We start from the raw sequence: 10,948 nt of genomic DNA, 5'->3' as shown, positions 1-10,948 counted from the left end.
GTTCCAAGTTCCTCCCCCCAATCCTGAAACCCCCTTAGACAGCTTCACACTCCTCTTACTCGAACCCCTCCGCGTCGATTGGCTGAAATTGCGAGGCGAACCGCAAAATCGCTATTTCTATGAGCGTCAGGAGGATGGCGGTTGGAGTCATCGAGAGATGAATCCCTAAGAGGCGAACCAGCAGTTCAATCTGAGTGAGAGGGCCGATCTTCTTCCTTAGCCGCAAAACGTCTAGGATAAATCCGATCGCAGAACAACAGCGTTCCCGCCGTCACACAAATCGGAACCGCTAATAGATTGACAAAGGGAAGACTCACCAAAACCAACGACACCACACTAAACGTTCCCGTCGCCGGAAGTCCCCCAAACACAATCTTGAGCTTATCGCGAAACCGTAACCGGCGACGTTCTAAAGGCGCATCCAAGAAATCCAGACAGACAATCAAAGCCGCGATCGCCACCCCACCAATACCCGCCACCAGAGTTCCCAAACCGGGAACCCCATTCACCAAAAACAACAGCATCCCTAACCCCAACGCCAACAGGAGTTTCTTCACCTCAAAGGCTAAGGCCCGCCAAATATCCTTAAAAATCACCAATACCCCCTGTTCATAGGTGGTGACTTTGCCCGTTTTCAGCTTCTCCAACTCCTCCGACAACTGCCCATACCAAGGAGACCCTAAAATGGCTCCAAATTGCACCAACAACAGCCCCGTTGCCACCAGTAATCCAACCACCAATAATGCCTGTAAGAACCATCCTAAAAGCTCCCCAGTCACATCAAGCCAACCCAACCAGGAGGGTAAATTGGCAATCCAAGTGGTGATCTGAGTATCCAAATCCGTCGCCAGATCCTCAACCCGCGTCAATCCTGGCCGCAACAAACCAATATAGAGTCCCACCCCAACCACAAGATTTAAGAGGATGGGAAAAAGAATATAGCCCCAGAGTCGACGGTGGCGAGAAACGAGGGCGATCGCCTTAAGAGGATACAAGGCCCCCGCAACGAAGCCCACAGGCAGATCCAGCAGCCGATAAAACCAATTGTCGCGGGATTTCTCCGTCATAACTCTCCTACACTCGCATCGTCCAACCGTGGCTATCTTCCCGTTTCCCCGTCTTAATCTCATCGAGATGTTTCAGCAACCGCGCCCCATATTGCTGATCTCCCGTCACCTCCAGATTCAATTCCACTCCATCAATAGCGATGGTTTCAATCTGGGCAATGGTCGCCGCTGTTCCCGCCCCAAAGGCTTCCTGTAAACGTCCTTGCTTGTGGGCCGCCAAAATCTCAGTCAAGGCAATCCGCCGTTCCTCGACCGGAACCCCCTGTTCTCGCAGCAGCGTAATAATACTATCGCGGGTAATTCCCGGTAAAATCGTCCCTCCCAGCGGCGGTGTCACCACCACTCCATCGATGACGAAAAAGACATTCATCGTGCCGCACTCTTCAATATAGGTTTGATCCACCCCATCGAGCCAGAGGACATTATCATAGCCCTGTTGCTTGGCTTGGCGATCGGCTAAAAGACTGGCTGCATAGTTTCCGGCGGCTTTCGCTGCCCCGGTTCCCCCCGGAAAGGCCCGCACATACTCCCGCGTCACCGTCAGTTTCACCGGTTCAGCATAGTACGCCCCCACCGGACAACAGATAATCGCCAAGGTATAGCGTTGAGAAGGCCGCAAACCCACGGACTCATCGGTGGCGAAGTAAATGGGGCGAATATAGAGGGCGCTTCCGGGGCGGGTGGGAATCCAGTTGCGATCGAGACGCACTAACTCCTTGAGGCCATCCAGGAAAATCTCCTCGGGAATTGGAGGCATACAAAGTCGCGCCGCTGAACGATTGATACGCTCAAAATTGGCTTGGGGACGAAAGAGCAAGGCTTCTCCAGCGGGTCCCTGATAGGCTTTCATGCCTTCAAACACCGCTTGTCCGTAATGCAGGGCGGAAATGGATGGGGACATCTCCAATTTGCCGTAGGGGAGAATCGTCGCCGGGTTCCAGGTTCCCTCGTCGTAGGTGGCCACTAGCATATGGTCACTAAACAGGCGACCGAAGGGAACGTTGTTAATGTCCAGTCCCCGAAGTCGGGATTCTGATACGGGTTTAATCTCGATAGGATAGGTTTGCGCTGCCATAGTCTTTGAGTAAAACCTGCTGTTCCGTCCCGCCAACCGCGTTTGGGAGGACAAGTGATGTCTCTCTACGGTATCAAATGCCGGCCTAAAGTTGATCTTGTTTCTCAGGTTGCCTCTAAGGAACCTGGGCCACCGAGGGAGGCCGGGGGGTTGAGAGGGTCTGCATGGGGATCTCGATGATAAATTCTGTTCCCTGTCCCAGTTTGGAGATACAGTCGAGTTTGCCGCCGTGGAGTTCAGCGACGATCTGATAGCTGACGGACATCCCGAGTCCGGTTCCCCGGCCAACGGGTTTGGTGGTAAAAAAGGGGTCAAAGATTCGCGAACGGTGAGATTCGGGAATCCCGATGCCGTTGTCACAGATGCGAATTTGCACCCAGTTTTTGGGCAGAGTGCAGGTATAGATTTCGATAAAACTGGGGTTGGCCTGTATATCCTCGCGGCGACGACGGCGATCGCGTTCATCGAGGGCATCAATGGCATTATTGAGGATATTCAGGAAGACTTGATTGAGTTGGCCCGCGTAACAGTCAATGGCCCGAATGGGACTGTAGTGACGGCGAACCTCGATGGGGGGGCGATCGCCCTGGGCATAGAGACGATGTTGTAAAATCAGCAGGGAGCTATCAATGCCTTCGTGAATATCCACCCGTTTATAGTCCGCTTCATCCATACGGGCAAAGGTTTTCAGGGAGGTGACAATCTGCCGGATGCGATCGCTGCCGGTTTTCATCGACTCCAAGAGTTTAACAATATCCTCCTGCACAAATTCGAGATCCATAGCCTCGGCTTCGGCTTGAATCGTCGCTGTGGCTGGATAGGCGGCTTGATACAAACGCAACAGATGCAACAAATCCGTCACATAGGCTGACGCATGGCTGATATTCCCAGAAATAAAGTTAATCGGATTATTAATCTCATGGGCCACTCCCGCCACCAATTGCCCCAAACTTGACATTTTTTCCGTTTGCAGTAACTTCGACTGAATATCGTGCAGTTCCGCCAACGCCAGTTCCAATTCCTGGGCTTGTTTTTGGGCCTGTTCCGCCGCCCGGCAACTTTGCTGATACAGTTGAATTTGGTGCTCGGTAATGATAGCTTGCTCGGCTTCACTTTCGCGTTGATATTGACTCACAACCGCATCTAAAGCGGGCAGCAATGTGGTTGAAGCCGCCTCTAATATCGCTTGTACGTTGGGCTGCTCTGGGGTAATCTCCTGCTCATCCGTCTGCAACAACTGTCGAAGTTGATCGAGATAATCTCGAACTTGCCGATCAACTTCCCAGGGAGGCTCAAAATACATTTGACGGACGATTTCCGAGGGATTGCCGGGAAGATGCAGTTTAGGATTTCCCGTTAATAACCCTTCATGGGATTGTTCCATTAACTCCCGCAAATCTTCGAGTTCTTGGCGAAGTTTCGCTCGTTCTTGCTGATTTTGACTACAGCCCCATCGTAATGAGAGCATGGCAATCCGTTGTGATAACATCCGTTGACGGCCGCTGATGTTCACAATGGCCGCATTGACGGCTTGGGTCGTTTTCCACTGCTCCATATGATGTTTTATCTCGCTCCAACTTCGAGGAGCTATCCCATCTAAACCACTCAGTTTAGGATTCCCCATTATCTTGTTAATCTGAGCGTTATCGTCATTCCCTGACCGAGATGATGAGATGGGATTAACTCAAACGACTCATTTAGTCAAATTTCAGCCAATTCTCGCTTAGAAGGTTCAAGGATTTAGGATTTAATCGACAATTGAAAGAATAATATCCCTAACACTACTATAGCGAAGGTCTGAGATGATTTCTTGTATCAAAGACTACTGTTATTGATGCCGTTTTATGCAGTCCTAAAAATGACAAAAGCCTGAGTCCATCGCCAGGGTTTCGAGGCGATCGCCCAATTGCAAGACAGCCCCTTGTCCCGCTACTATCTCACCAATAATGGAGACGCCCTCAACCACCTGGCTCAACCGCTCAGCCGCCTCAGGTGCTAAACACAACACCAACTCAAAATCTTCACCGCCCCATAATAGCCAATCCCGAGCTTGGTCTGAGTCTACCATCTCCGATAACCCCGTTGGCATCGGCAGGCGATCGCCCCACAACTGGGCCTTAACCCCACTCGCACGAGCCAGTTGAAGCACCGCATCAGCCAAACCATCGGAACTATCCATCCCCGCCAACCGCTCAACCCCCAACTGTTTCAGAGGCGCTAATAGGTCTAAACGGGGCAGAGGTCGCTGATGGGCGCAAATGAAGTTTTGACGGATTTGTGGGTCTAAATCGCGCCACTGACCGTCCTGGAGAAGCAATTCTAACCCGGCTCGGGCAGCTCCGTGGGGTCCAGTGACGGCGATCGCATCCCCCACCTGAGCCTGATGACGATAGATGGGCCGCGTCACCGAGCCAAACGCCGTAATCGCAATCACAGCCTGCTGCGAACGACAGACATCCCCCCCCACCAGAGGCGTCGCAAACCGCTCTAAACAGGCGGCCATGCCCCCATACAGTGCCTCAACCCAAGCCACCTCAGTCTCCCGAGGAAGAGCCAAACTCACGGTAATGGCCAAAGGTTCGGCTCCCATCGCCGCTAAATCCGAGAGATTGGCCGCCACGGCTCGCCAACCCGCATCCTCGGGAGCCGTGGTTTGGGGGCTAAAATGAACACCATCGACGAGGGTATCTGAGGTGACAACGAGGGATTGCTGTGGGGGAAACGACAACACCGCTGCATCATCACCGATAATATCGGGGGGACAAAACCGCTGCAATCGTTGCAACAGCCCCTGTTCCCCCAATTGCCAAATCTGCATCATCCCAGACATCATCCCAGACTACACCAGTTGGGCTTCAGCGGTGTGATGCTCGATCGCCGCCAAGGGATGAGGATAATGATGCACGGCTTCAATGCAGTTATCTTGGCCGAGAATCACCACCTTCGGCTGATGATGTTGCAGTTCTTCGGCGGAAAACTGAGCATAGGCCATAATAATCAGGCGATCGCCCTTCATCCCCAAGCGAGCCGCTGCACCGTTGAGTTCAATCAATCCTGACTGGGGAGGTGCTGAGATGACATAACTCATCAATCGCTGGCCATTGTTAACATTGACAATTTGCACCTGTTCATAGGGAACAATCCCCACTTCATCGAGGAGGGTGCGATCGATGCTAATGCTCCCCATATAGTCAAGATTTGACCCGGTTAGAGTGCAGTTATGGAGTTTGGCGTACAGGAGCGATCGCTGCATAATAGTGACTCGGTGACTCTGGCTTCAGGCGTGAACAAGCATTGAATGGCCTGAACCCGGTTCCATTTTCGGGAACTCGGGTCCTGGCCCTAATTCAATTTTACTTGTAAGCTTTGACGCATTCATCGATCAGGGGCTTAACCGCATCTAAATCTTTCCAGCCGAGAATTTCGGTTTCCTTCTTCTCTAAGTTTTTATAGGTACGGAAGAACTCAGCAATCTCGTCGAGACGATGTTTCTCCACATTCTCCAACGAGGTATATTCAGCATAGCGAGGGTCTTCAGCGGGAACGCAGAGCAGTTTCTCATCGCGATCGCCGCCGTCAATCATTTCTAACATTCCCAAGGGACGAGCCGTAATCACACAGCCGGGGAACGTCGGTTCATCCATCATCACCATCCCATCGAGAGGATCGCCATCATCGGCGAGGGTGTTGGGAATGAACCCGTAGTCAAAGGGATAGTGAACCGACGAGAACAGGACGCGATCGAGGGCGAAACAGCCTAAGTCCTTATCAAATTCATACTTGTTCTTACTTCCGCCAGCGATTTCAATCAAGACATTCACGAGGCCGGGTTTGGGTTGAGCGGGAATACGCGATAAATCCACAGGTAAGCTCCTAAACTGACTGAGTTGACATAATCGGCCCACGATAGAGTTCTCCACCGTGGCACAGCCGACAGAACCGAGAGTCGGCTGTCAAACCCAATCATTTTAACCCCAAACGGTCTCACCGCTTGGCCGCCAACCGCAGGTTCACCAGTTGGCCGATGCGATCGCCCCCCTGCGACACCTCCGACGCTGGGAGATTCACGGTTCTCGCTGAGTAGACAAAAATCATCAACAGGGGCAACGTCAACGTCAACACCGCAATTAACGTTCCCACCCATTGGGCCAGTCCCGTTCCCGGAGGTTGTTCTAAACGAGCCGATTGACTATCCGATTCCATAAACACTTGTTCTTAACACACGCTTGCAAAGAGCAGATACAAAAATCAGTATCTGAAAACATCCTAGTGAACCTTACGCTTGTCGACTGTTACTGAGCCAACAAAACCGGGGTAAAATCCCGAACCGTTCGCGAAACTCAAAGCCTAACCTGCACTCAACGTTAAGACTCCTTAACATTTCGCTGGCGTTTCACGGAGTTTCCCTGCGATGGGCTAACACTGACCCAAAGGCCCAATTTAGCCCCAAATCAAAACACCGTTAAGGGATCTGAATCTAGGAATCAGAATCGAGAAAGTCAGGGATGACCCATTTCGGGGGTTCGCTGAGTTTGCGTCTGCGAGCCGCCTCAGCGATATCGTGAATCTGATCTAAAGACGTGTTATCAATAAATTTCGTCGCCGATGCCGCATATTCACGATTCGGGCAGTCATCTCCCAAAACACAGCCATTCACACAGGCTGTCGCGCAATCAATTGAGGTCTCCATTGTTAGGATAATTTAACGAATGACAAACAGGTTTACTATCATTTTTTAGCATACATCGTTTAGCATAACATCCTGACTCAGTGCCGGGCCATTCCAGGATTGTGATTTCGGTCACTGACAACTCTATCAATAAAGGGCTAACTCTCAACTTAAATCCATAGCAAACTCAAATTCAATCGAAATTTAACCCAAATTTAACTTGATAATTTAGCCCTTTTTGCTAATCAAACCATTGATTATTTACTTGTTCTAACGTTATTCTAACGTTGTTCTAACGTTATTCTAAAACTGTTGAAAAACAGAGCCTTGAACCCGGTCAGAGCCGAGTCAAGAACACCCATCATCTCAGAGTACTAGGCAGCCAAAAGCTGAGTGAGGATCGAGTTGATTAAGCTGAGGGCGATCGAACCCAGCAAAGCACTCCAAATGCCCCACCGCAGGCGAAAACCACTCACCAGCCAAGCCGCCAACCCAAAAATGATTGCATTAATCACAAGCATAAACAGTCCGAAGGTGAGGACCACGACTGGGAAGCCCAAAACCACAAAAACCGGTTTCAGGAAAGCATTAAGGATACCGAACACCGCCGCCGAAACCAACGCCGTCGTTAGGTCATCCACTTCTACCCCGAGAGGCAGTTTAGAGATAATGAAAAAGCTCACAGACATAATGAGCCAGGTGACAATTAGATCCATAGGACAAGCCTCTTGGTAACATCACCCTCCATTAAAGCCAATTTTAGCCGCTTCAACATCCTTCCAAAGACAGTATTTTCCCCACCCAAGAGAGCGAGCAACCCCCAGGGTACGCCCCAACATCGGTTACGTCTGTTGCCTGCTGCCCCTTGCCTCTTGCCCCTTGCCTCTTGCCTTCCCCTCTTGGGAGGGGTTAGGGGTGGGTTATGCCCCTTGCCTCTTGCCTTCCCCTCTTGGGAGGGGTTAGGGGTGGGTTATGCCCCTTGCCTCTTGCCTCTTGCCTAAACATTAAACCGGAACAACAACACATCCCCCTCTTGCACCAGATAATCCTTGCCCTCACTGCGGATTTTGCCCGCTTCCTTGGCCGCCGTCATCGAACCCAAGGCCAACAACTCCTCACAGCCAATGGTTTCAGCGCGAATAAAGCCCCGTTCAAAGTCCGTATGAATCACCCCCGCCGCTTGAGGGGCCGTCATGCCAGCGCGAATCGTCCAGGCGCGAGTTTCCTTGGGTCCCGTGGTAAGATACGTCCGCAAGCCCAATAAATCATAACTGGCACGAATCAGGGACTGGAGACCGCCCTCACTGACCCCTAGAGACTCCAAGAAATCTTGACGTTCTTCTTGAGGAAGTTCAATCAACTCCGACTCCACCTGAGCTGAAACCACCACCACCTGGGCCTGTTCCTGGTCTGCCACCTCACGGACTTGTTCAACCCAGGGATTCCCCTGCGCCAAATCCTCTTCCGAGACATTGGTGGCGTAAATAATCGGTTTGCGGGTGAGGAGATTGAGGGCTTGAATCGCCGCCTCTTCCTCCTCGGTCAGCGAGACACTCCGGGCGGATTTGCCCTCATTGAGCGCCTCAACCAGTTTTTCGAGTACCGTTAGCTCAAAGGCGGCGTCCTTGTCCTTACGAGCCTGTTTGCGGGTGCGATCGATGCGGCGTTCAAGTTGCGATAAATCCGCTAACCCCAACTCCAGATTGATGACTTCAATATCGCGCACTGGGTCAATCGACCCGGACACATGGATAATATCGTCATTCTCAAAACAGCGCACCACATGAACGATCGCATCGACTTCCCGGATATTGGCCAAAAACTGATTTCCCAGGCCTTCTCCCTGACTAGCCCCGGCGACGAGGCCAGCAATATCGACAAACTCCATGCGTGTCGGCACAATCTGCTCAGACTCAGACAGCGTCGCCAACTTGCCAAGACGGTCATCCGGAACCGCTACCACCCCCACATTCGGTTCAATGGTACAAAAGGGGAAGTTTGCCGCTTGGGCTTTGGCATTGGCAACGAGGGCATTAAACAACGTCGATTTTCCCACGTTGGGAAGTCCGACAATTCCGGCTCTGAGCATATTGATGAAAATGGTGTAAGCGTATTGAGCTGAGATCCTTGTGGCTACAAGAGTCGCTTTGCTAGTTTAACCTGAGATTTGATCTGAGTGTGAATCGATCTGAGTGTGAATCTCATCGAGATTAACGTCCTACCGTGCTGTAAGCCGTTCAAACGCCCTTGAACTCCTTGAACTGGGTTTCCCGTCTGTCCTTTCTCTGCGACTGTATCATGTCCCCTGAATCCACCTCCCTCTGGCCCTACGTCACCCCTGGAATTGCCGATGACTTGTTTGAGCGACTTCCGGGTATCCCGCTGAGTAAACGGGAAGTGCGTCTGATTTTGCTCTCACAACTGCGCCTGACTCATGATGCCATTCTCTGGGATATTGGCGCCGGTACGGGAACCATCGCCGTTGAAAGCGGTTTACTGTGCCGTCAGGGCCAAATTATGGCCATTGAACGAGATGAAGATGTAGCCGGGTTAATTCGCCGCAATTGCGATCGCTTCGGCGTTGAGAATGTCCAAGTCATCGAAGGAAGCGCCCCCGACTGTCTCAAACCCCTCGCTCCTCGCCCCAGCCACGCCTGTATTGAAGGAGGACGAGCCATCAGCGAGATTTTGCAAGCGGTTTGGGACGTGTTGCAACCCGGTGGCCGCATCGTCGCCACCGCCGGGAACCTCGAAAGCCTTTATCAGATTTCCGAAGCCTTTGCCCAATTACAAGTTCGTCAGATTGAAGTGGTGCAATCGGCGGTGAACCGGCTCGAAACCCGAGGGACACATCAGGTTCTGGCGGCTGTTAGCCCCATTTTTGTCCTCAGTGGTGAGAAAATCGGCTGACGGCCGTCTTGATCGCGGTTGAGGACGTTGTCAAAACATTCTCGCCATCCTCTGGGCTTAAGATACGGTTAAGCCTGGGATAATGAAATAAAGGTAAGAGAAACAACGGCAGTTTCAACGGCCCCAACCTGGGTTTAGCCTGTCCCCCATGTTTCTGCGTTTAGCCATTCAACACGTTAGTTCAAATACGATTTTAATATTATGTCTTGGTCTCGGCTCGTCAGTGGCATTGTCGCCATTATTGTGGCATTAGTTGCCACCATTCTCGGCGGATGGTCGTTTGTCTTATTTTTTGCCGCAATTGCCTTCTTAGGGCAGCGGGAGTATTTTCAGCTAGTCCGAGCCAAGGGTCTGATTCCGGCGGCGAAAACGACCTTCGTTCTCTCACAAGTTCTACTGTTGACGGCTGCGATCGCCCCGGAGCTGGTGAACGTCCTCTTTCCCCTCTTGGGGGCGGTGATTTGTGCCTATCTCCTCTTTCAGCCCAAACTGGCGTCGATTGCCGATATCTCCACCTCGATTTTAGGCCTGTTCTATGGGGGACTCTTGCCGAGTTATTGGATTCGCATCCGTCTCGAACTCAGTGAACTGGCCTTTCCCCAGGCGGCCATTCCTCTACCAGATACAGGCGTTACCATTGCCAGTGGTGCGCCTCTGTGGGGGTTAGGCTGGAGCGTTAGCCCTTGGACGGCGACGACCCCCGCTCCTTGGTTGTCACAAGGGTTTTGTATTACAGTGTTGGCCTTTCTTTGCATCTGGGCCGCAGATATTGGCGCCTATTTTTTTGGTAAAACCTTCGGTCGCACTCGTTTATCGGCGGTGAGTCCCAAAAAAACCGTTGAAGGAGCCGTTTTTGGCATTGGAGGGAGTACCGCTGTAGGCATTTTGGGGGCGCAGCTTCTGAGTTGGCACTATTGGCTCTGGACGGGAGCCGCGATCGGGCTAATAATTGGCTTAGGGAGCTTGATGGGCGACTTAACCGAATCGATGATGAAACGCGATGCTGGGGTCAAAGATTCTGGACAACTCATCCCCGGTCATGGGGGAATTCTCGATCGCACCGACAGCTATATTTTTACCGCGCCCCTGGTCTATTACTTTGTCACCCTGCTGTTACCCTTGCTAAACTAGCCATTTCGACGGCAATCTATTACTGCAATCTGTTTCTTTGTGTCTCACTTGTTCCCACCCCAAATCTGCATCGACGCGATCCCCGATCGCATCCTT

General features: G+C 51.8%; 12 protein-coding genes. 2 read left to right on the top strand and 10 right to left on the bottom strand.

Annotated elements, in window-relative coordinates:
* Positions 1-185: 185 nt before the first annotated feature.
* From R6U67_RS09155 to ychF, 10 genes are all read right to left on the bottom strand, one after another.
* The gene (locus tag R6U67_RS09155) at positions 186-1,067 is read right to left on the bottom strand and encodes an EI24 domain-containing protein (RefSeq protein ID WP_410252265.1); all 882 of its coding nucleotides are present in this window, start codon (positions 1,065-1,067) and stop codon (positions 186-188) included.
* Between the two features lie 7 nt (positions 1,068-1,074).
* Positions 1,075-2,142: a branched-chain amino acid aminotransferase gene (locus R6U67_RS09150; RefSeq protein ID WP_410252264.1), complete on the bottom strand. Its 1,068-nt coding sequence runs from the start codon at positions 2,140-2,142 to the stop codon at positions 1,075-1,077.
* Between the two features lie 115 nt (positions 2,143-2,257).
* Positions 2,258-3,697, bottom strand: a complete 1,440-nt coding sequence (locus R6U67_RS09145) for an ATP-binding protein (RefSeq protein ID WP_410252263.1) — start codon at positions 3,695-3,697, stop codon at positions 2,258-2,260.
* Between the two features lie 297 nt (positions 3,698-3,994).
* Complete coding sequence (gene thiL / locus R6U67_RS09140) at positions 3,995-4,960, bottom strand: thiamine-phosphate kinase (RefSeq protein ID WP_410252266.1); 966 nt, start codon at positions 4,958-4,960, stop codon at positions 3,995-3,997.
* A 21-nt stretch (positions 4,961-4,981) separates the two neighbouring features.
* A complete protein-coding gene (panD, locus tag R6U67_RS09135) occupies positions 4,982-5,395 on the bottom strand; it encodes an aspartate 1-decarboxylase (protein WP_410252262.1) in 414 nt (137 codons plus the stop codon).
* Between the two features lie 100 nt (positions 5,396-5,495).
* Positions 5,496-6,005 (bottom strand): inorganic diphosphatase, encoded by a 510-nt coding sequence (locus R6U67_RS09130; protein ID WP_087705779.1) that lies wholly within the window; start codon positions 6,003-6,005, stop codon positions 5,496-5,498.
* Positions 6,006-6,126: 121 nt separating this feature from the next.
* Positions 6,127-6,345 (bottom strand): hypothetical protein, encoded by a 219-nt coding sequence (locus R6U67_RS09125; protein ID WP_410252261.1) that lies wholly within the window; start codon positions 6,343-6,345, stop codon positions 6,127-6,129.
* Positions 6,346-6,619: 274 nt separating this feature from the next.
* Positions 6,620-6,832, bottom strand: a complete 213-nt coding sequence (locus tag R6U67_RS09120; RefSeq protein WP_410252260.1) for a hypothetical protein — start codon at positions 6,830-6,832, stop codon at positions 6,620-6,622.
* A gap of 353 nt (positions 6,833-7,185) precedes the next feature.
* A complete protein-coding gene (locus R6U67_RS09115; RefSeq protein WP_410252259.1) occupies positions 7,186-7,527 on the bottom strand; it encodes a phage holin family protein in 342 nt (113 codons plus the stop codon).
* A gap of 281 nt (positions 7,528-7,808) precedes the next feature.
* A complete protein-coding gene (gene ychF / locus R6U67_RS09110) occupies positions 7,809-8,900 on the bottom strand; it encodes a redox-regulated ATPase YchF (protein WP_410252258.1) in 1,092 nt (363 codons plus the stop codon).
* Positions 8,901-9,109: 209 nt separating this feature from the next.
* Here ychF and cbiT point away from each other — a divergent pair, with 209 nt between their 5' ends.
* Complete coding sequence (gene cbiT, locus R6U67_RS09105) at positions 9,110-9,721, top strand: precorrin-6Y C5,15-methyltransferase subunit CbiT (RefSeq protein ID WP_410252257.1); 612 nt, start codon at positions 9,110-9,112, stop codon at positions 9,719-9,721.
* Positions 9,722-9,922: 201 nt separating this feature from the next.
* Positions 9,923-10,852, top strand: a complete 930-nt coding sequence (locus tag R6U67_RS09100; protein ID WP_410252256.1) for a phosphatidate cytidylyltransferase — start codon at positions 9,923-9,925, stop codon at positions 10,850-10,852.
* Positions 10,853-10,948: the final 96 nt, after the last annotated feature.

It is taken from the genome of Sodalinema sp., assembly GCF_046483825.1.
Lineage (GTDB): Bacteria > Cyanobacteriota > Cyanobacteriia > Cyanobacteriales > Geitlerinemataceae > Sodalinema.
Note: the sequence above shows the minus strand (reverse complement) of the source record. Positions and strands in the feature narration are given on the sequence as shown.

Bases quoted from the DNA above. Each gene is read 5' to 3' on its own strand.
- R6U67_RS09145 (WP_410252263.1), bottom strand. From the start codon at position 3,697: ATGGAGCAGTGGAAAACGACCCAAGCCGTCAATGCGGCCATTGTGAAC.
- R6U67_RS09120 (WP_410252260.1), bottom strand. From the start codon at position 6,832: ATGGAGACCTCAATTGATTGCGCGACAGCCTGTGTGAATGGCTGTGTT.
- R6U67_RS09155 (WP_410252265.1), bottom strand. From the start codon at position 1,067: ATGACGGAGAAATCCCGCGACAATTGGTTTTATCGGCTGCTGGATCTG.
- R6U67_RS09125 (WP_410252261.1), bottom strand. From the start codon at position 6,345: ATGGAATCGGATAGTCAATCGGCTCGTTTAGAACAACCTCCGGGAACG.
- panD (WP_410252262.1), bottom strand. From the start codon at position 5,395: ATGCAGCGATCGCTCCTGTACGCCAAACTCCATAACTGCACTCTAACC.
- thiL (WP_410252266.1), bottom strand. From the start codon at position 4,960: ATGCAGATTTGGCAATTGGGGGAACAGGGGCTGTTGCAACGATTGCAG.
- cbiT (WP_410252257.1), top strand. From the start codon at position 9,110: ATGTCCCCTGAATCCACCTCCCTCTGGCCCTACGTCACCCCTGGAATT.
- R6U67_RS09150 (WP_410252264.1), bottom strand. From the start codon at position 2,142: ATGGCAGCGCAAACCTATCCTATCGAGATTAAACCCGTATCAGAATCC.
- R6U67_RS09100 (WP_410252256.1), top strand. From the start codon at position 9,923: ATGTCTTGGTCTCGGCTCGTCAGTGGCATTGTCGCCATTATTGTGGCA.
- ychF (WP_410252258.1), bottom strand. From the start codon at position 8,900: ATGCTCAGAGCCGGAATTGTCGGACTTCCCAACGTGGGAAAATCGACG.
- R6U67_RS09115 (WP_410252259.1), bottom strand. From the start codon at position 7,527: ATGGATCTAATTGTCACCTGGCTCATTATGTCTGTGAGCTTTTTCATT.